We start from the raw sequence: 20,124 nt of genomic DNA on the forward strand, positions 1-20,124 counted from the left end.
GTGAGGAGTAGCGCCGTGAATCGTATGGACGAGCTGCTAAGAAATCTCGACAAGAAAACTATGAGCGGCTTGGAAATCGGACCGTTCTACAGTCCTGTCGCACCGAAGGCCTATGGCTGGAAAACAACGGTCATCGACTTTCAGGACGGCGAAGCCTTGCGCGCGGATGCTCGCAGCCACAGCGTGGAGGCCATCCGCATGCGCGCCAAGCAGATCGAGGATGTCGACATCGTCTGGCGGGGGGAGCCGCTCGATGAACTGGCGCTGAGCAGAAAACCGGATGGTTACGACTATTTCATTGCCAGCCACGTCATCGAGCACGCCCCCGATCTTCTGGGCTTTTTCCAACAGGTCGACCGCCTTCTGCGACCGGGTGGCATCGTCTCGCTGGCTGTGCCGGACATGCGCAAATGCTTTGACGTGCTGAAGCCGCCAAGCAGCTTGCGCGAGGTGCTCGCAGCCCACCGGGAAAAGCGCGTGCGCCACACGCCGGAAACGCTGCTTGAAGCGCGCGCGTTTTCGGTCAACAGGAACGGCGTCGGCTCATGGCTGGCGGGCTCCAAGGCTCCGCTCACCTTTACCGGAAATTTCGATCACGCCTGGCAGTCGTACCAGCACGACCTCGGCCGCTGGAATGGCCCCTATGTCGATGCGCATGCATGGTTTTTCACGCCCGCCTCGTTCGAGCTGCTTTTCCTCGAGTTGAACTATATGGGCCTCACAAAGCTCGCGATCAACAGCATGGTACCGAGCCACGGCTCGGAATTCATCGTGCAACTGCGAGCGATCGATCAGGCGAAGATTTCGCTCGCCGAATTCGACGCAAAGCGGCTGGCCCTGTCGGTGAAGCAGATAGCAGAGATCGCCGACGAGATGCTCAGTCCACCCGCTCCGAAGACGCCGGAACCGCAGACCGTGATGGTCGAGGTCCCCGTCGAGGTTCCGGTGTATGTCGAGCCGCCAATCCAGTCGACGGCAGAACTGGCGCGCCTGCTGGCAAAGCGGGTCCGGCGCAAGGCGTTTTCCCTGGTCGGATTGGCCTAGAGCAATTCCAGGAAAAGTGTGAAACGGTTTTCCCGGGCAAAGCGCGTAGCGCTTTCCCTGGGGAATTGCGTGAAAACAAGGAGATAGAGCGGTTTGCCGTTTCCGTGAAACGGTGAACTGCTCTAGCCGATCAACGGCGCGCTTTTCAGATCCATTCCAGATTGATGTTGCGGATGTTTCCCTCGGCGATGCGTTGACGAATGCGATCCAGCCGATGCGCTATGTCTGGCGACACCCGGTCATGCGTCTCGACCAGGAATGCGCCGATGGAGTTCTGCAGCCCGGCGTCGAGGATGGCTTCCAGGCATTCGGCTTCACTGCCTTCGATATCCATTTTCACTATGGATGGCATGGTCGGTTGGCTTTTCAGGAATTCCACGAGATCAACCACCTCGACGCTGATTTGCGTTCCGCCGAGATGATATGACGTTGCGAACATCGAGGACGCCTGAGTGTTCCCTTTGTCGGCACGGGGATGACGGTGGAATGTTGCTGACCTTGCCTCGGCGCCGACGGCTTTCGGAACGATTTCGACATCAGGGTGACTTCCGAACCGAGCAGTGAGCGCAGCCAGCGCATGCGGATCCGGCTCGAACGCCACCACTTTGAAGCCAAGCTTGAGGGCGGCGCCGGTGATCTGGCCGACATTGGCGCCAAGATCGAGGAAGGTACCGCCTCTGGGTACCCGCGACGCGACATCGTAGAGCATCCGTTCCGCGATGCGACGAGGGTCACGCCGGCGTCGCCAACGCCGGTACAGATGCCAGCGCACGGTATTTTCCAGGCGGCTCTCGGAAAAGAACTCCGCCATTCCAGGACTCTCCGTTGCACTGACGATCAGCTCGCAATGGCATACTCGACAGCTGATGAAAACCGCGCTCGACAGCCTGCGTATCAGCTATCGGAACAGATACTTCGATACCTCCGGATTGCCGCGGCGCCACATCACGTTGTCCAGAAAATAATGGTGCACGTTGATGAAGATCAGCACGATGAAGAAGAACAGCGATGATCCCAAGACTTGCTTGTCATAGGGGATCAAAGCCGTCAGCGCGGATGGGATCAACCAGAAGCCGAGATAGCCAAGGGCGGTGCCGCCGACGATGAAGCCGAGGAGCCGAAACCTGTAGAGAGGGCCGAGAAAGGACAGGATCTTCGGCTGCGGATCGCCTTCGGCATCGGAGCTGTCACGCTCGACATTGGTCTGATAGCGCCAGACCACGGCGAGGTACTGCAGCGAGTGAAGCGCGGGCACGATGAGCAGCCAGAGCGGGTTTATCCTGGCAATCAGGATCCACAGATAGAGCGACGCGACATAGGCCACCAGACCGTTATAGGGCAGACCGCCGCCGTTTTTCCGCCAGCGATTGACCAGCATCAAAAGCGTGGCCGTCGTCGATGCAACGGCCGCCAGCAGGGCAATGTCGGTGATCCAGGACGGGGCAGCAAATGTGTAATAGTCCAGGCCGTAATATTTGCCCTGGGTGACCGCCGTGTTGGTCTGCAGCCACGCCAGGATCCACACGGCGTAGGAGTTGACCAGAAGCACCTTCTTGTCGCGATCGTCGAAGAATTTGCGCTTCAGCACGGCGTCCACCATCAGCATGCCGTAGCCCTGCTTGACGTAGTGCCAGCCGACAAAAAAGAACATTGCGTTGGTTGCATAGCCAAGCAGGCGCGTGTTCGCCGCCGCGGCGCCATAGGCAAAGAACCCGGCCATGACCAGCGGCACGACAATGCCCGCGAAGATGTAGCGGAGCTGCAGGCTGCGGTCGTAGCCGTCGCCGGACACCTTGCGTCCGAAATTGCGGTAGAAAAGCTGGTAGGAGTGGGCGAAGTGGGGATAGTTCACGAGATAGGCCACGAAGACCATAGTTGCGGCCACCGGACCCTCATATTCGAGCGGCACCAGAAACAGCACCGGCAGGATGAGAAACGCGCTGCCACCCAGCATCAAGAAGTCGGCGACCGGGCCGAAGAGATATTTTTGAGGTGTCGCCGCCTTAGGGGCTACAGCGTCCGCCGAAAGCTGAAGTGTCATGTGAGAACCCTCCCCTGGGAGGGCGAGTTTAGCCAGCGGCGGGTGTGGCGACAAGGTTGGAAGCTGCGCTCTGAGCCGATCGGGCACCACGTTCGTCTTGTCATTTTGCGAGTGCTGCTGGTGAGCGCGACGGGATCAGGACCTCAACGCTAAAACGAATGCAAGCACCACGACTTCGACGCGGCGAGCGGCGAAGCTATGACTCGCAAGCGGCGGACGAGAAGGACGCGGCCGACAAGTTTAGGCGGGTAGAAGGTTTCCGACCGAATGCTCGCGCATCCGCAATACGAGCAGGCGCGTGGCTGCGAATGGCGCCATGGCGATAAACGCCATTGCGACACTGACCAAGACCGACAGGAGACAGATCCCGCCGGGAACGGAGCAAACAGTTTCCATGACGTACCCTTTCCACCCTTAACCTGGTGGCCTCCTCCGCGCGCGTCTATAAGCATGCCCCCGCCTCAAGAGAAATACAAGCTTGCGCTAAAATACGTGAGCTGGAAGGGACGCCATTGCCCGAGGCTGGCAGGCTGGCTCGTGAGGCGCAGCAGCAGGCGGTGCCAGGAGACGCACGAGCCTCATACCGTGGTAGCAGCAGCCAACGGCAGCGCGCGTGGCGGGCCACAGGAAACTAAATCAAAACTCAATCGTTCATTAGGGTATGGCGCCAATCGGGAGCGCGCATGAACCCTCGTGACAACGCTGTTTCTCCGTTTGAGGAGGAACAAGACCAAACGCTGCTCGCAAAGAATGCTCGCCTCAGAGAGCTTCGATCTCATGCGTCTTGGTTGGCTTTCGACCCCCACGCTCCGTTTCATGATGAGATAGACCTCTCCGCCATTTTTGAGGAAAACGCGGTCCGCAAACGCTTTTAGCGGGCCAAGTCCCAGGGACTTCAGTCGTAATTGAGTAAATTCTAATATGCCTATAGCTTAGGCAGTGCGGGGGACCCCCGAAATTCCAAACCCGCAATTGGCCGGTGCGCCTGCTTGCCCAAGCAACCCCCCGCACCGGCCATCCCTGCTCTCTGTAGGGCCCCTATGGCTGAGGCGGTATCGCACCGAGGCAATGGAAGGTGCTGCAGCTCAGCGTTGCGAGCCCTTCTGGCTTCCCATCCGCCCGATGTCAAAGTGCTGGTGATCGAAGGCAGTTCGGCCGTCAATTGGCCGAAACGCCGACAGCGCTCGACGCACATAACCCAAAGATGTTGGTTTTGTTGGTGAGCGCGATGGGATTCGAACCCATGACCTACTGATTAAAAGTCAGTTGCTCTACCGGCTGAGCTACGCGCTCCCGCGGGCTCTAAACGGCGGCCCTCGAAATTGCGCGGAACATAGGGAGAGTGCCGCGACCGGTCAACCGGAAAAAGATGGCGCTTTCACCGTGGTTTCTGCCACTGCCTGACGCCCCGCAAATTGCCTTGGCAGAAGGCCGGTGGGTCACTCCCGCAATGAGGTCACGCTTCACAATCCGTAGACGCGCGAGACGGGTCTTTTCTTCTCCGGTTCCATGGTCGGGTTGACTGGAGAAACATTACAAATCAGCAACTTATTGTTTTGGCGGAACCATCGCATCAACGAGCCGTTGTCTCCGTACAAGGGACGTCAACCACCCCCTTCAAAGGAGAAGATCATGAACAAGATCGTATCGGGTATGCTGGCGGCCACATTGTCAGCCTCTTTCGCAATATCCGCGGCCGTGCCGGCCGGCGCCACGCAAATGATTGCGCCGCAGGGCCCGTCGGCTTCGTCCGATGTTCAGGCAGTCGACTACAAGCCGTGGATGAAAAACCGCAACTTCAACGGCGACCGCAACCGCAATTTCTCGCGCAGCAACAATGACGGCGCCTACTGGAACGGACATCGCGGCTCGCGCCACTACCGTCACGGCTATCGCCGTCACGGCGATTTCTGGTTCCCCGCTGGTGCATTCATTGCCGGCGCGCTGATTACCGGCGCGATCGTCAACAACAACCAGAACCGCGTCTACCGGGGCGGCGATTCGCATGTGCAGTGGTGCTATGACCGCTACCGCTCGTATCGTGCGTCGGACAACACCTTCCAGCCGAACTACGGTCCTCGGCAGCAGTGCAATTCGCCCTATTGATCCAAGGCTGAGTACCAGTAGCTGACGAGTATAAGTAAAAACCCGCGCCGAAATGGCGCGGGTTTTTTCTGTATGGCTTGTCGCAGGGCGGCGGTTCAGTTCAACTCGCCCAACCAATGCTCTTCAAGACCAAATAGAGACCACCGCCTTCTCCGCGTGGAGACCGGTAAGCTCCAATAGCGTCGCAAATTCGAACCATGGTCGCGGACAATTCCCAACCGAGTACTTCCAGATCGTCTTGAGCATCCGTCACATAGGCCTGCGCCAGTTCGTCAATGCCGTTCTTCTCTCCGAACGATCGAACCAGCTTTGCGTCGACAAGCAGTTCGCCAGGCAGGTTTGAGTTCGACCAGGCCCAAAGCCAGTTGCTGGCCTTCGCGCTGGTGCTACCTGCAATCTGGATCTCGGCGACAACTTTGACGACCTTCTGGTCTGAAAAGAGAAGCTTTCCGGATGTCAGATCGTAGTCGTAGCGGGACCAGCTACCCAGGCGGAAATCGCCCTCGAGTCGCTTGTTCTTCGCGTTCAGCTGGTCGATAGCCTCGTCGCGCCAAGCAGGATACCAATCTGGACTTTTCATGCCCCCTCGCTCAGCAAAACCCAATCATTTCATGGTTCGCCGATCTATTGCGCGCTCAACGTCCGGCGCACCGCATCGCGCCAGCCTGCCAGTTTTGCCGAGCGCACAGTGGCATCCATGTCCGGTTTGAAGCGGCGCTCGAGCGCCCAGCTCCTGCCAAAATCCTTCGCCTTGGGCCACACACCCGCCTTCGAGCCGGCGAGCCATGCGGCGCCCAGCGCCGTCGTCTCCAGAATGGTCGGACGGTCGACCGGCGCATCGAGAATGTCGGCGAGACGCTGCATGGTCCAGTCGGAGGCAACCATGCCGCCATCGACGCGAAGCACGGTTTTCACTGACGCCCCCTTCCAGTCCTTGCGCATGGCGTCGAGCAGGTCGCGCGTCTGGTAGGCGACGGCTTCGAGCGCGGCACGGGCAAACTCCGCCGGGCCTGAATTGCGGGTCAGGCCGAAGATCGCGCCACGCGCCTCGGCGTCCCAATGCGGCGCGCCGAGGCCGACGAAAGCCGGCACCAGATAGACGTTCTGTGTAGTATCTGCCTCGGCAGCCAGCACGCCGCTGTGCTCGGCCTTGCCGATCACCTTGATGCCGTCGCGCAGCCATTGCACGGCCGCGCCCGCGATGAAGATCGAGCCTTCCAGCGCATAGGTGGTCTTGCCGTTCAGCCGGTAGGCGATGGTGGTCAACAGCCGGTTCTTCGAGCGCACCAGATCGGCGCCGGTGTTGAGCAGCGCAAAGCAGCCTGTGCCGTAAGTGGATTTCATCATGCCCGGCTCGAAACAGGCCTGGCCGATGGTTGCCGCATGCTGGTCGCCGGCCACGCCAAGGATCTTTATCCCGGCGCCAAACAGGCTTTTTTCCGTCACGCCGTAATCGTCGGCGCAATCCTTGACCTCAGGCAGCATTGCCGCCGGGATTCTCAGGATCGACAGCAGTTCGTCGTCCCAGACATTCTTCTCGATGTTGTAGACCAGCGTGCGCGAGGCGTTGGTGGCGTCGGTGGCGTGCACCTTGCCGCCGGTCAGCCGCCAGATCAGAAAACTGTCGATGGTGCCGGCGAGCAATTCGCCCTTTTCGGCGCGTTTTCTCGCGCCTTTCACCTTGTCCAGCATCCAGGCGATCTTGGTCCCGGAGAAATAGGGATCGAGCAGCAGGCCGGTCTTTTTGCTGAATTTTTTCTCCAGCCCCTGCTTCTTCAGTTTTTGGCAGAGCGGCGCGGTGCGCCTGTCCTGCCAGACGATGGCATTGTGGATCGGCTTGCCGGTCGCCTTGTCCCAGATGACGACGGTTTCGCGCTGGTTGGTGATGCCGATCGCCGCGACATCGGATGCCYCGCGGCCGGCGGCCTTCAGCGCGCCTTTGACGGTGGCGACGACGCTTGCCCAGATCTCCTCCGGGTCATGCTCGACCCAGCCGGAGGCTGGGTAGTGCTGGGTGAATTCCTGCTGCTTGCTGCCGGCAACCTTCATCTCACCGTCGAACAGGATCGCCCTGGTCGATGTCGTGCCCTGGTCGATTGCAAGGATATGTTTGGTCAAGTTCGGCAACCCTATTTGATTTCTAGTCTGCCTCGATGGAGGCTAAGCCCGATCGGGGCAGTGCAAACGGTCAAATCTGCCAGCGCCTCACCCGCATTCAACGCATTGGAAACCGCGTCTGCATAGCTGGAGGCTTTTGCAATCATTTCCACAGCGGACGCAGGCAGAAGCTCGCGCGCGATGCTGTCATGAACCGGTCGAACAATTGGATGGCTGGCGACCTTGAAGGTATAGGCCTGCCCATTTCGATCGCTCAACACGTATTCAAAGGTCTTGGGAGCGGATAGCTTTCGCAACGCGTATTCCGCGATGATCTCTGGAACGAGTTCATAAGCCAGCCGCAACTCCGGATTCTCCAGAATTTGCTTCAATCGATCCGAGGCAGGTTTTGCCGCGGCTTCACTTTCATTCCCAAGGTTTGAAAGGTGAAGCCTGGCCAATTCGAGCGCGAAATCCGCCGTGAAAAGCGGCTCGCCGTTCTCACTCGTCGTGCCTGGAGTCCAACGTTCAGCACGCCGAAAAAGCGAGGAAATCACCGGCCGCTCCGAAACGTTTGCCGGGGCACGGTGCCCCGGCAAACTGTAGTTGCAGAATTTTACTTCTGCCAGCTCTTCACCAGTTCGTCGTAGTTGATGGTGATCGGCTTTTCCTTCTCGTTCTCGATCTTCAGCTGAGGCGCGAGATTGCCCTTCTTGACCGCGTCGGCGTTCCAGTAGGCGAGGTCATGCTCTTCGGCCATCTTCGGGCCGATATCGCCCTGGACGCCCGACTTCTCGATGCGGGTCATGACCTTTTCCTGCTCGGCGCAGAGCGAGTCCATGGCTTCCTGCGCCGACTTGGCGCCGGACGAGGCATCGCCGATCGCCTGCCACCAGAGCTGTGCCAGCTTCGGATAGTCAGGCACGTTGGTGCCGGTCGGCGACCACTGGACGCGGGCCGGCGAGCGGTAGAACTCGATCAGACCGCCGAGCTTCGGAGCGCGTTCGGTGAAGCTCTTGTCGTGGATCGTGCTCTCACGGATGAAGGTGAGACCAACATGGCTCTTCTTCACGTCGACGGTCTTCGACGTCACGAACTGCGCGTAAAGCCAGGCGGCCTTGGCGCGGTCGGTCGGCGTCGACTTCATCAGCGTCCAGGAACCCACGTCCTGATAGCCGAGCTTCATACCGTCCTTCCAGTAGACACCGTGCGGCGACGGGGCCATGCGCCACTTCGGCGTGCCGTCGTCATTCATCACAGCCTTGGCACCGGCGTCGACCATCGAAGCGGTGAACGCGGTATACCAGAAGATCTGCTGGGCAACCGCTCCCTGCGCCGGAACCGGGCCGGATTCGGAGAAGGTCATGCCCTGGGCCTCGGCCGGAGCGTAGGCCTTCAGCCAGTCGAGGTACTTCTGGATCGAGTAGACGGCGGCCGGGCCGTTGGTGTCGCCGCCGCGCGCCGTGCAGGAGCCGACAGGACGCGAATTCTCGTCGACCTTGATGCCCCATTCGTCGACCGGCAGACCGTTCGGGATGCCCTTGTCGCCGTTACCGGCCATGGACAGCCAGGCGTCGGTGAACCGCCAGCCGAGCGACGGGTCCTTCTTGCCGTAGTCCATGTGGCCATAGACCTTCTTGCCGTCGATCTCGCGGCCGGTGAAGAACTCGGCGATGTCTTCATAGGCCGACCAGTTGACGGGAACGCCTAGGTCGTAGCCGTACTTGGCCTTGAAGTCTGCCTTGTTTTTCTCGTCGTTGAACCAGTCGTAACGGAACCAGTAGAGGTTGGCGAACTGCTGGTCGGGCAGCTGATAGAGCTTCTTGTCCGGCGCCGTGGTGAAGGAGGTGCCGATAAAGTCCTTCAGGTCGAGGTTCGGATTGGTGACGTCCTTGCCGTCGCCCGCCATCCAGTCGGTCAAATTGCGGACCTGCTGGTAGCGCCAGTGCGTGCCGATCAGGTCGGAATCGTTGACCCAGCCGTCATAGAGGTTCTGACCCGTCTGCATCTGGGTCTGAATCTTCTCGACGACGTCGCCTTCCTGGATGGTGTCATGCGTCACCTTGATCCCGGTGATCGCCGAGAAGGCCGGCGCCAGCACCTGCGATTCATAGGAATGGGTGGCGATGGTTTCGGAGACGACCTTGATGTCCATGCCGGCGAAAGGCTTCGCGGCATCGATGAACCACTGCATTTCGGCTTCCTGAGCGGCGCGATCAAGCGTCGACAGCGGGCCGATTTCCTTGTCCAGGAACGCTTTTGCCTCGTCCATTCCGGCATAGGCGTTGCCTGCCCCGAGCAACAGGACAAGCGCGGTCGTAGATGTTAAAAATTGCCGTCGCATAGGTTTCCTCCACATTTAGGTTTCAAGTGCGATCTGGAGCGGCCGCCGGCACGCGGTCGCTCCAACAGTTTCCCCCTCTATACGTAGCGGAACACGCCGACGGCGTAGACCACGGAGAGAGCGAGAGCCCACCACAGGTTGGATCCGACAAGACCCAGCCAAGCGAGATGGATAAAGGCGCTGCCAAGCAGCGACAGGAAAAGGCGGTCGCCGCGCGTCGTCTCGAAGCGCAGGATGCCGACGCGCGGATTGCCGCCCGGCGAGACAAATTCCCAAAACGCCATGCCGCACAGCAGCAGAAGAATGGTGCCGAAGAAGGCGGCCGTCGGCCACGTCCACGCCATCCAGGTGAGGTCGAGGTTCATGGTCACACCCTCCCCAGGGCGAAGCCCTTGGCGATGGTGGTGAGGATAAACTCATGCGTTTGTTTCATCACACCCTCCCCAGGGCGAAGCCCTTCGCGATGTAGTTGCGGACAAACCAGATGACGAGCGCGCCGGGGATCAGCGTTAGCACGCCGGCGGCGGCGAGCAGGCCCCAGTCCATGCCGGCGGCAGACACCGTGCGGGTCATGGTGGCTGCGATCGGCTTGGCATCGGTGGTGGTCAGCGTGCGCGCGATCAGCAGTTCCACCCATGAGAACATGAAGCAGAAGAAGCAGGCGACGCCGATGCCGCTGGCGATCAGCGGCATGAAGATTTTTACGAAGAAGCGCGGGAACGAATAGCCGTCGATGTAGGCGGTCTCGTCGATCTCCTTCGGCACGCCCGACATGAAGCCTTCGAGGATCCACACGGCCAGCGGCACGTTGAACAGGCAGTGCGCCAGAGCGACAGCAATATGGGTGTCGATCAGGCCGAAGGCGGAATAGAGCTGGAAGAACGGCAGCGCGAACACCGCCGGCGGCGCCATGCGGTTGGTCAACAGCCAGAAGAACAGGTGCTTGTCGCCGAGGAAGCGGTAGCGCGAGAAGGCGTAGGCTGCCGGCAGTGCTGCCGCTACCGAGATCACCATATTCATCACCACATAGGTGATCGAGTTGATGTAGCCCGAATACCAGGAGGCGTCGGTGAAGATGGTGACGTAGTTGGCGATCGTAGGCTGATGCGGATAGAGCGTCAGCGACGACACGATCTCGGCATTGGTCTTGAAGCTCATGTTGATGAGCCAGTAGATCGGCAGCAAAAGCACGATGATGTAGACCGTCGGCACGATCCACCACCAGCGCGATTCCTCACCGCGCTTGCGCATCAGCCGGGCGACCTGCTCCTGCGAGAGCGTGCTCGCCAGTTTGCCCTCGGCTGTCGTCTCGCTCACTCGGTCAGCTCTCTCGTTGGCGCCGCTCATCTCAGCGCTCCGCGTCGTAGTTGGTCATCACGGTGTAGAACACCCACGACAACAACAGGATGATCAGGAAGTAGACCAGCGACATCGCCGCCGCCGGACCGAGGTCGAACTGGCCGAGCGCGGTCTTGACGAGGTCGATCGACAGGAAGGTCGTCGAATTGCCGGGGCCGCCGCCGGTGACGACGAAGGGCTCGGTGTAGATCATGAAGCTATCCATGAAGCGCAGCAGCACGGCGATCAGCAGCACACGCTGCATCTTCGGCAGCTGGATGTAGCGGAACACCGCCCAGCGCGAAGCGCCGTCGATCTTGGCCGCCTGGTAGAAGGCATCGGGGATCGACACCAGTCCGGCATAGCAAAGCAGCACGACAAGGCTGGTCCAGTGCCAGACGTCCATGATGATGATGGTGACCCACGCGTCGTACGGGTCCTGCACGTAATTGTAGTCGATGCCGAGCGCGTTGACGTAGTAGCCGAGCAGGCCGATGTCGTTACGGCCGAAGACCTGCCAGATGGTGCCAACGACGTTCCAAGGAATGAGCAATGGCAACGACATAAGCACCAGGCAGACCGGCACGCCCCAGCCCTTCTTCGGCATGTTGAGTGCGATGAAGATGCCGAGCGGCACTTCGATGGCAAGGATGATGAAGGAGAAGATCAGGTTGCGGACCATCGCTTCCCAGAAGCGGCTGGACGACAGCAATTCCTCGAACCATTCGGTGCCGGCCCAAAAGAAGACGTTGTTGCCGAATGTGTCCTGCACCGAATAGTTGACCACTGTCATCAGCGGGATGACGGCCGAGAACGCCACCAGTACCAGCACCGGCAGCACAAGGAACCAGGCTTTGTTGTTCCAGGTCTTTTCCATCTATGCCCCCATCTCGACACGCCAGGAATCGGCATAGATGTTGATGCCGGCCGGGTCGAAGCGCACCTTCGGCTCGGCTGGAACGCTCTCGTCCTCGCCGATGACGGCTGCGATCTCGCGGCCCTCGAGGCTGGCACGGACCACCTTGTGGCGGCCAAGATCCTCGACCTTGCTGATCTTCACCGCCATGCCGTCGCGGCCGAGCCGGACATATTCGGGGCGGATGCCGAGTTCGATGGCGCCGGTGTTTCCAGCGGCGGTCTTGGGCGCACCGGGCAATTCGATGCGCTGGCTGCCGATGGTCGCGGTCTTGCCGTCGATCGCCACCGGCATGACGTTCATGCCGGGCGAGCCGATGAAGTAACCAACGAAAGTGTGACGCGGCCGCTCGAACAGTTCGGCCGGCGTGCCGATCTGGACGATGCCGCCATCATACATCACGACGACCTGGTCGGCGAAGGTCAGCGCCTCGGTCTGGTCGTGGGTGACATAGACCATGGTGTAGCCGAAGCGGCGGTGCAGCTGCTTCAATTGCGAGCGCAGCACCCATTTCATATGCGGATCGATGACGGTCAGTGGCTCGTCGAACAGGATGGCGTTGACGTCGGAGCGCACCAGGCCGCGGCCGAGCGAAATCTTCTGCTTCTGGTCGGCGGTCAGGCCCCTCGCCTTCTTCTTCGCCCATGACGCCAGGTCGATCATCTCCAGCGTCTCGCGCACCTTGCGGTCGACATCTGCTTCCGGCACGCCGCGGTTGCGCAGCGGGAAGGCCAGATTGTCGTAAACGGTCATGGTGTCGTAGATGACCGGGAACTGGAACACCTGCGCGATGTTGCGTTCCTGCGTCGACAGATTGGTGACGTCCTTGCCGTTGAACAAAAGCTCACCGTGCGACGGATGCAGCAGCCCCGAAATGATGTTGAGCAGCGTGGTCTTGCCGCAGCCGGACGGCCCGAGCAGCGCATAGGCGCCGCCATCCTCGAACGTGTGGTGCACTTCCCTCAGCGCGAAATCGGCATCCTTCTGCGGGTTGGGCAGATAGGAGTGCCGGACATGGTTGACGTCGATGCGCGCCATCTCTTCCCCCTCAAGCCGCCAGCTTCGATGCGGCGACGGCGGTGCCGTTGCTGTCGAAGACCATGATGTGGCGCGGATCGATGAACACCTCGATCTCGGCGTCGGGCTCGAAATCCCTGATGCCATGGGTCAGCATGACCCAGCGCGCGTCGGCGAAATCGAGATGTATGAAGCTTTCCGAGCCAGTGATCTCGGTGATCGTCACCTTGGCGCGCACCGGCACGGCGGCAGCATTGGGCCGCTCGAGCGACAGATGATGCGGCTGGAAGCCGATCGTGTAGTTGGCGTCGGCAATGCCGGCGAGTTCGGCCGGCACAGGCAGCTTGACGCCGCCTTCGAGCAGGAAATCCGGGCCCTTCTTGGCCAGCACGATGGTGTTGAGCGGCGGATCGGCAAACGTCCGTGCCGTCACCAGGTCGATCGGCTTGCGGAAGACGTCGATGGTCGGGCCGAACTGGGTGATGCGCCCTTCCGAAAGCGTCGCCGTGTTGCCGCCGAGCAGCAGCGCCTCGTGCGGCTCGGTCGTGGCGTAGACGAAAATGGTGCCGGCGGCGGCGAAAATCTTCGGCAGTTCGGCGCGCAGTTCCTCGCGCAATTTGTAGTCGAGATTGGCGAGCGGCTCGTCGAGCAGCACCAGGCTGGCGTTCTTGACGATGGCGCGCGCAAGCGCGGTGCGCTGCTGCTGGCCGCCCGACAGGCTGAGCGGCGTGCGGTCGAGATAGGGCGTCAGCTTCAGCAGGTTTGCCGCGTTGCGGACTTCCTTGTCGATCTTGGCCTGATCGGTGCCGGCGACACGCAGAGGCGAGGCGATGTTTTCATAGACCGTCATCGCCGGGTAATTGATGAACTGCTGGTAGACCATGGCGATCTTGCGCTGCTGCACCGGCATGCCGGTGACATTCTGGCCGTCGAACCAGACCGAACCGGAGGTCGGCACGTCAAGCCCGGCCATCAGCCGCATCAGGCTGGTCTTGCCCGACAGCGTCGGCCCGAGCAGGACGTTGAGCGAGCCGTGCTGAAGCGTCAGCGAGACGTCGCGGATGTGCTCCGCGGCACCGACCGTCTTCGTCACGTTTCTCAGTTCCAGCATGATGCCTCCTCCCAGGCTTTTCGCATCAATCGCCTTCCCTATTCCGCTGCAACGACATGGCGCCGGCTGATGCCGCGCATGAATTCATCGAGGGCCGAGACCTGCTCGCGGCTGAAATGCAGGCCGCGCTTGGTGCGACGCCACAATACATCTTCGGCGGTCAGCGCCCATTCGTTTTCGCAGAGGTAACGCACCTCGGCCTCATAAAGATCGGCGCCGAAATTGCGGCCGAGATCGGCATTCGACTTGGCCAGGCCGAGCAGCACTTGCGCGCGCGTGCCGTAAAGCCTGGTCAGCCGGCGCGCCAGGCGCTGGTCGAGGAAGGGATAGGCGCTCTTCAGCTTCGCCACCTGCGCGTCGAAACCGGTGGCCGGGAAATCGCCGCCCGGCAAGGACGCGTTCGCCGTCCATGGCTTGCCGCGTTTGCCGAGAAATCCCTCGATCTTTTCCAGCATCGATTCCGACAGCCGGCGATAAGTGGTGATCTTGCCACCAAAAGCGTTGACGATCGGCGCCTTGCCCTCGCCGCCATCGGCCTTCAGCACGTAGTCGCGGGTCGCTTCCTGCGCCTTCGAGGCGCCGTCATCGTAGAGCGGGCGCACTGCCGAATAGGTCCAGACGATGTCGGAGCGCGTCACGGGTTGGGCAAAATATTCGCTCGCCGCGGCGCAGAGATAATCGATCTCGGTATCGCTGATCTTCACGTCATGCGGATCGCCGGGATAGTCGCGATCGGTGGTGCCGATCAGCGTGAACTCTTCCTCATAGGGAATGGCGAAAATGATGCGCCCGTCCTTGTTCTGGAAGAAGTACGCGCGCGGATCGTCGAACTTCTTCTTGATGACGATATGGCTGCCCTGCACGAGGCGGACATTGTGGACGTCGTTCTGGCCGACCGCGGTCGACAGCACGTGGTCGACCCACGGACCGGCGGCATTGACCAGCAGCCGGGCCTTGACCTCTTCGGTCTTACCTGTCGCCAGATCTTCCAGGCGGATCGCCCAGATATCGCCTTCGCGCCGCGCCGAGACCACTTTCGTGCGGGTGCGGATGGTGGCGCCGCGATCGGCGGCATCACGTGCGTTCAGTGCCACCAGGCGGGCATCGTTGACCCAGCCATCCGAATATTCGAAAGCCTTGTGAAACAGCGGCTTCAGTGGCTTGCCGGCCGGATCCTTGGCCATGTCGAGCGTGCGGGTCGCCGGCAGCAATTTGCGGCCGCCAATATGATCGTAAAGGAAAAGGCCGAGCCGGATCAGCCAGGCCGGGCGTAGGCCCTTGGCATAGGGCAGCACGAAGCGCATCGGCCAGATAATGTGCGGCGCGTTCTTCCACAGAACCTCGCGCTCCATCAGCGCCTCGCGCACCAGCCGGAATTCGTAGAATTCGAGGTAGCGCAGGCCGCCATGGATCAGCTTGGTCGAACCGGAGGAGGTCCCACTGGCCAGGTCGTTCATCTCGGCGAGAAACACCGAGAAGCCGCGGCCAACCGCATCGCGGGCAATGCCGCAGCCGTTGATACCGCCGCCAATGACAAAGATGTCATGGATCGGAGATGCGTCCAAGAATTCCTCCACCGATTTCGCATTGCAGCATTTTTGGTGTTTTGCGAAACCGTGGCGGAATTATTTCGAAATGATAACGAATGTCAAACGAAATATCACGGCCACGTGAGAAGCCTGTGATGGGGGCCCCAAAAGCCGTTAGCCGAGCGACGTTTCGATCAATTGAACCTCCGCTTCCTCGCAGATCTTGCGCACCGAAGGGATGTCGCAACGGTCGGTGATGAAGGTGTTGACCTGGGACAGATGGCCGATGCGAACCGGCGCGGTGCGCTCGAACTTGGTCTGGTCGGAAACCAGGATGACATGCCTGGCATTGGCGATGATGGCTTGCGCCACTTTCACTTCGCGAAAGTCGAAATCGAGCAGCGCGCCGTCATGGTCAATCGCCGAGGCGCCGATGACGGCATAGTCGACCTTGAACTGCCTGATGAAATCGACCGCTGCCTCGCCGACCACGCCACCGTCGGAGCCGCGCACGACGCCGCCGGCGATCACCACTTCGATTGAAGGATAAATGCGCATCCTATTGGCAACATTGATGTTATTGGTGATGACCATGAGCCCGGTATGGTCGAGCAGCGCCTTGCTGACCGACTCGGTCGTGGTGCCGATATTGATGAACAGGGAGGCGTTGTCGGGGATCAGCCTGGCCGCCGCGCGGCCGATCGCCTCCTTCTCGTCGGCGGCGATCTTGCGGCGGGCTTCGTACTCCATGTTCTCGATGCCGGACGGGAACAAGGCGCCGCCATGGATGCGGGTGAGCAGCCGCTGGTCGCAGAGATCGTTGAGGTCCTTGCGGATGGTCTGCGGCGTCACATTGAAATGCGTGGCGAGATCGTCGACCAGCACGCGGCCATGGTCTTTCGCCATCTGGATGATTTCGGCATGGCGCGGCGACAGATACACTGAGAACCTCCCGTTTTCGTTTTTCTTGTTTGTAGCGCAAAACGAAAGCAATGAAAAGGGAGAAGCCGGCTAATGAAATATCGATGATTGCAAAGGCGAACCTGGCGGATACGGCTCAGACCCGCTCAGCCACCTTGCGGGTGACGGCAGCGACTTTGCCCGGCGAGCGGATCATCAGGAATGTGCCGGACCAGTTTCCGCGAATTCGCCAGGTGCCTTTGATCTCAGTGGCATCGCCGTTCAGGACGCCGCTGTAATCGATCGGATGCGCGTTCGGTCCGCCATTGTCATATGTCTTGACGAAGGAGACGGTGTTGCCCTCGCGCTGCCCCTGCAGGCTTGCGTATCTTGCGGTGCCGGTCGCCGCCGGTTCGTGGGTCATCCCCGTCAAGCTGGCTGCCGTCTCGATCAGCGTTGCAACGAAGGAAACCGGCGGCAGTTCGCGCGGATAGAAATAGCGTCCGCTCCAGACGCCCGTCAGATTCAGGCTAACCCCTTCGCCCCTTCCGGCCATATGCTTGCTCGCAAGTCCTTGCTGGCTTACCCCGGCGGCAACCGCCCGGACAATCCCTGTCAGTCTTTCAGGGATCTTGCACACTCGCAAATGACAGTGAAGGCGGTATCGACATCGGCGGCGGTCGTCTCGAACTGGCCTGCCTGGAAGCGGATGGCGACCCGGCCATCGACGCGTGTCTGCGTGAGATAAGTGCGGCCATCATTGTTGATGGCGTCGACCAGGCGCAAATTGTGCTCATCGGAGTCGGCGCCGGATGCGGCGCGATGCCGGAACGAGAACAGCGACAGCATCGGCTGGCTGGCGAGCTCGAAATCCGCCTCCCTGGCCAGTCTGGCTGCAATGCCTTCGCTCCAGGCCACGTGGTTGCGGATCATGCCACGCAGCGCCTCGAGGCCGTGGGCGCGCAACAGGAACCAGAGTTTTAGCGCTCTGAAGCGGCGGCCGAGCGGCACCGACCATTCGGAATAGTTGATGATGCCGTCATGGCCACGGGTCTTCAGATAGTCCGGCTTGATCGCCAGCGTGCGCACGAGATCCTCTGGCTGGCGGACGAACTGGATCGAGCAATCAAACTGCGCCCCCAGCCATTTGTGTGGGTTGAAGACGATGGAATCAGCACCCTCGACGCCGGTCCAGAAATGCCGGTACTCCGGGCAGATCATCGCCGAGCCGGCCCAGGCGGCATCGACATGCAAATAGAGCCCATGGCGTTTGGCCACCGCGGCAACGGCAGCGATGTCGTCGGTGCCGCCAATGCTGGTGCCGCCGACGCACGCAATGATGCCGGCCGGCAAAAGGCCGGCCGCGCGATCGGCAATGATCGCCGCTTCCAAGGCTGCGGTATCCATGGCGCGGTAGGTGCCGGCGACGGGAATGCGGACGAGGTTTTCCTCGCCTATGCCCGCCACCCAGATGGCGCGGTCGATCGAGGTGTGAACCTGGTCGGAGGAATAGACGCGCAGCCTGCCCTGCCCGGAAAGCCCCTTCTTGTTGCCCTGCCAGTCGAGCGCGCGCTCGCGCATGGTGAGCACGGCGGCCAGCGTTGCCGAGGATGCCGAATCCTGGATGACGCCGGAGAAGCCATCGGGCAGGCCGAGCGCCTGGCGCATCCAATTGACAATGCGCGTCTCAAGCTCGGTCGCCGCCGGCGAGGTCTGCCACAGCATGCATTGGGCGGCCATCGCCGAGACCAGATATTCCGCCACCACCGAGACAGGTGCTGCATTGGCCGGGAAATAGGCAAAGAAGCGCGGATGCTGCCAATGCGTCATGCCCGGCACGATCTTGGCTTCGAAATCGGCGAAGATCGTCTCCATGGGTTCCGCGGCCTCCGGCGGAGACGCTTCGATGCTCCTGAATATCTCGCCCGGCGCGATGGCTGGTCGCACAGGCCTGTCGCGCAGGCCGGCGCGATAGTCTGCACCCCAATCGGCGGCGCGCTTCGACCAGTCGCGGAATTGCTCGTTATCCATGTGTCCTCCCGACGCGCCGATGAGCCCGGTCGTTTCGATTTTTGATTAACATGTTAAATAAAAAGAGGCAACTGCGACGCAAGCACCTGCGCTACCCCGGAAAATCCGGCAGGCTGGCAAAGGCCGTCTTCAACGCATTCGACCATCCCTCGGAAATGGCTCGGTAATACTGGTCGTCCTGGCCAATGCGCCTTTTGAGACCGACCTTGAAAGCGTCCTTCTCCAGGAAGAGCAGGTCGAGCGGCAGGCCGACAGAGAGGTTCGATTTCAGCGTCGAATCGAACGACACGAGCAGCAGCTTGACCGTTTCGGCCAGGCTCATCGTCTTTTCATAGGCGCGGATGATGATCGGCTTGCCGTATTTGGTCTCGCCGATCTGGAAGAACGGCGTGTCGTCGGTGGATTCGATGAAATTGCCTTCGGGATAGATCATGAACAGGCGCGGCGGGCTGCCCTTGATCTGGCCGCCAAGAATGAAGGAGGCGTTGAAATAGGAATCCGCCTTCTCGCCGGCCGGTGACGCCTGGGCGATGACCTCCTTGACGGTGTCGCCGACCAATCGCACGGTCTGGTACATGGACGGGGTTTCGAGCAGCGTCGCATGGCGTTCGCCGATCGCCTTGTTGCGTTCGTCGAGCAAGCTCACCACGGCCTGCGTCGTCGCCAGATTGCCGGCCGACATTAGCACGATGACGCGCTCGCCCGGCTCTTCCCAGACATGCATCTTCTTGAAGGTCGAGATCGAATCCATGCCGGCATTGGTGCGCGTGTCCGACATGAACACGAGCCCTCGATCGATCTTGAGGCCGACGCAATAAGTCATGGAATCTCTTCAAGCAGCAAATCTTGGCGAGACTACTGCTCTACCGTGACGGTGACCGCAAGCTGTTCCTCCGCCTGTCCCAGTCGAATTCCCGACACCGGTGAGGCGTCGCGATAATCGCGGCCGGTGGCCACCCGGACATAGCGCTCATCAGGGGAAATGCCATTGGCGGCGTCGAAGGCGACCCAACCGAGACCCTGGACATGGGCTTCGGCCCAGGCATGGCTCGCCGCCTGTTCGATGGCCGCATCCATCATCAGATAGCCGCTGACGTAGCGAGCCGGAAAACCCATGGCGCGGGCGGCAGCGACAAAGATATGGCTGTGATCCTGGCAGACTCCGGTCTTCAGCGCCAACGCCTCTTCCGCCGGTGTCGTCACGCTGGTGGTGCCCGGCGTATAGGCGACGCGCTCGACGATCAGCGCCATCAGCCGATGCAGCCTTTCGATGTCGGTGCCTTTGCCGACCGCCGCGGCAAGCTCGCGGATGCCGTCGCCGGGGATGGTCAAAGCGGTCTCCTGGCTGAACAGCCAGAGCGGCGCAAAGCCGTGATGCGGGCCGGAAACACCCGAAGTGTCGCGCGTGACAACCTCGCCGGAGGCCTCGACGGTGATGAAGTCGCGCTCACCCTCGACGCTCAACAGCCTGTTATCATTGCCGAAATGGTCGCTGAAGCGCACTTCCTCGCGCGCGCCCTCGATCTTCAGCGCCCACGACAACACGGTCTGCGTCGGGCCACTGACCGGCAACAGCCGCAGCCGCTGCAGCAGATAGTGTACCGGCGCATCGTAGCGGTATTCGGTCCGGTGGGTGATTTTGAGCCGCAT

At 60.9% G+C, this 20,124-nt stretch carries 20 protein-coding genes and 1 tRNA gene; 3 read left to right on the forward strand and 18 right to left on the reverse strand.

Going from position 1 to position 20,124, the window contains the following annotated elements; all coding sequences use genetic code 11:
- The first annotated feature begins 24 nt into the window (after nucleotides 1-24).
- Nucleotides 25-1,044, forward strand: coding sequence for a class I SAM-dependent methyltransferase (locus AC1DYJ_RS20435; protein ID WP_477284840.1), 1,020 nt, complete (start codon nucleotides 25-27; stop codon nucleotides 1,042-1,044).
- Nucleotides 1,045-1,189: 145 nt separating this feature from the next.
- Here the strand turns inward: AC1DYJ_RS20435 and AC1DYJ_RS20440 are convergent, their stop codons facing one another.
- Together AC1DYJ_RS20440 and AC1DYJ_RS20445 are read right to left on the reverse strand one after the other, a co-directional pair.
- Nucleotides 1,190-1,855 (reverse strand): FkbM family methyltransferase, encoded by a 666-nt coding sequence (locus tag AC1DYJ_RS20440; RefSeq protein ID WP_477284340.1) that lies wholly within the window; start codon nucleotides 1,853-1,855, stop codon nucleotides 1,190-1,192.
- 87 nt (nucleotides 1,856-1,942) lie between these two features.
- The gene (locus AC1DYJ_RS20445) at nucleotides 1,943-3,085 is read right to left on the reverse strand and encodes a hypothetical protein (RefSeq protein WP_477284342.1); all 1,143 of its coding nucleotides are present in this window, start codon (nucleotides 3,083-3,085) and stop codon (nucleotides 1,943-1,945) included.
- A 683-nt stretch (nucleotides 3,086-3,768) separates the two neighbouring features.
- Here AC1DYJ_RS20445 and AC1DYJ_RS20450 point away from each other — a divergent pair.
- A complete protein-coding gene (locus AC1DYJ_RS20450; protein WP_477284343.1) occupies nucleotides 3,769-3,960 on the forward strand; it encodes a hypothetical protein in 192 nt (63 codons plus the stop codon).
- Nucleotides 3,961-4,302: 342 nt separating this feature from the next.
- Here the strand turns inward: AC1DYJ_RS20450 and AC1DYJ_RS20455 are convergent.
- Nucleotides 4,303-4,378 (reverse strand) — tRNA-Lys (locus AC1DYJ_RS20455).
- 339 nt (nucleotides 4,379-4,717) lie between these two features.
- Here AC1DYJ_RS20455 and AC1DYJ_RS20460 point away from each other — a divergent pair.
- Nucleotides 4,718-5,191 (forward strand): BA14K family protein, encoded by a 474-nt coding sequence (locus AC1DYJ_RS20460; RefSeq protein ID WP_477284345.1) that lies wholly within the window; start codon nucleotides 4,718-4,720, stop codon nucleotides 5,189-5,191.
- A gap of 100 nt (nucleotides 5,192-5,291) precedes the next feature.
- Here AC1DYJ_RS20460 and AC1DYJ_RS20465 read toward each other — a convergent pair whose 3' ends face one another.
- The 15 genes from AC1DYJ_RS20465 to AC1DYJ_RS20535 all read right to left on the reverse strand — a co-directional run bounded on the left by AC1DYJ_RS20465 (nucleotide 5,292) and on the right by AC1DYJ_RS20535 (nucleotide 20,124).
- Entirely contained in the window at nucleotides 5,292-5,771 is a 480-nt protein-coding gene (locus AC1DYJ_RS20465; protein WP_477284347.1) for a DUF6882 domain-containing protein, read from the reverse strand.
- A gap of 44 nt (nucleotides 5,772-5,815) precedes the next feature.
- Entirely contained in the window at nucleotides 5,816-7,309 is a 1,494-nt protein-coding gene (glpK, locus tag AC1DYJ_RS20470; protein ID WP_477426222.1) for a glycerol kinase GlpK, read from the reverse strand.
- 11 nt (nucleotides 7,310-7,320) lie between these two features.
- On the reverse strand, nucleotides 7,321-7,845 hold the full coding sequence (locus tag AC1DYJ_RS20475; protein ID WP_477284351.1) for a hypothetical protein: 525 nt from the start codon (nucleotides 7,843-7,845) through the stop codon (nucleotides 7,321-7,323).
- A gap of 59 nt (nucleotides 7,846-7,904) precedes the next feature.
- Nucleotides 7,905-9,632, reverse strand: coding sequence for an ABC transporter substrate-binding protein (locus AC1DYJ_RS20480; protein ID WP_477284352.1), 1,728 nt, complete (start codon nucleotides 9,630-9,632; stop codon nucleotides 7,905-7,907).
- A gap of 77 nt (nucleotides 9,633-9,709) precedes the next feature.
- Nucleotides 9,710-9,997, reverse strand: a complete 288-nt coding sequence (locus tag AC1DYJ_RS20485) for a DUF2160 domain-containing protein (protein ID WP_477284354.1) — start codon at nucleotides 9,995-9,997, stop codon at nucleotides 9,710-9,712.
- A gap of 67 nt (nucleotides 9,998-10,064) precedes the next feature.
- Nucleotides 10,065-10,979 carry a carbohydrate ABC transporter permease gene (locus AC1DYJ_RS20490; RefSeq protein WP_454574967.1) on the reverse strand — a complete coding sequence of 305 codons (915 nt, stop codon included), beginning with the start codon at nucleotides 10,977-10,979 and terminating at the stop codon, nucleotides 10,065-10,067.
- 1 nt (nucleotide 10,980) lies between these two features.
- A complete protein-coding gene (locus AC1DYJ_RS20495; protein ID WP_477284356.1) occupies nucleotides 10,981-11,847 on the reverse strand; it encodes a carbohydrate ABC transporter permease in 867 nt (288 codons plus the stop codon).
- Nucleotides 11,848-12,924, reverse strand: coding sequence for an ABC transporter ATP-binding protein (locus AC1DYJ_RS20500; RefSeq protein ID WP_477284358.1), 1,077 nt, complete (start codon nucleotides 12,922-12,924; stop codon nucleotides 11,848-11,850).
- Nucleotides 12,925-12,934: 10 nt separating this feature from the next.
- Nucleotides 12,935-14,014, reverse strand: a complete 1,080-nt coding sequence (locus tag AC1DYJ_RS20505) for an ABC transporter ATP-binding protein (RefSeq protein WP_477284360.1) — start codon at nucleotides 14,012-14,014, stop codon at nucleotides 12,935-12,937.
- Between the two features lie 38 nt (nucleotides 14,015-14,052).
- On the reverse strand, nucleotides 14,053-15,579 hold the full coding sequence (gene glpD, locus AC1DYJ_RS20510; protein WP_477284362.1) for a glycerol-3-phosphate dehydrogenase: 1,527 nt from the start codon (nucleotides 15,577-15,579) through the stop codon (nucleotides 14,053-14,055).
- Nucleotides 15,580-15,717: 138 nt separating this feature from the next.
- A complete protein-coding gene (locus AC1DYJ_RS20515) occupies nucleotides 15,718-16,485 on the reverse strand; it encodes a DeoR/GlpR family DNA-binding transcription regulator (protein WP_023670971.1) in 768 nt (255 codons plus the stop codon).
- 115 nt (nucleotides 16,486-16,600) lie between these two features.
- Nucleotides 16,601-16,999, reverse strand: coding sequence for a hypothetical protein (locus AC1DYJ_RS20520; RefSeq protein ID WP_477284364.1), 399 nt, complete (start codon nucleotides 16,997-16,999; stop codon nucleotides 16,601-16,603).
- A gap of 59 nt (nucleotides 17,000-17,058) precedes the next feature.
- Nucleotides 17,059-18,474 carry a pyridoxal phosphate-dependent decarboxylase family protein gene (locus AC1DYJ_RS20525; RefSeq protein ID WP_477284366.1) on the reverse strand — a complete coding sequence of 472 codons (1,416 nt, stop codon included), beginning with the start codon at nucleotides 18,472-18,474 and terminating at the stop codon, nucleotides 17,059-17,061.
- A 91-nt stretch (nucleotides 18,475-18,565) separates the two neighbouring features.
- Nucleotides 18,566-19,297, reverse strand: a complete 732-nt coding sequence (locus AC1DYJ_RS20530) for a proteasome-type protease (RefSeq protein WP_477284368.1) — start codon at nucleotides 19,295-19,297, stop codon at nucleotides 18,566-18,568.
- 32 nt (nucleotides 19,298-19,329) lie between these two features.
- Complete coding sequence (locus AC1DYJ_RS20535) at nucleotides 19,330-20,124, reverse strand: transglutaminase family protein (RefSeq protein ID WP_477284370.1); 795 nt, start codon at nucleotides 20,122-20,124, stop codon at nucleotides 19,330-19,332.

Source organism: Mesorhizobium sp. P2_B11 (assembly GCF_056404855.1).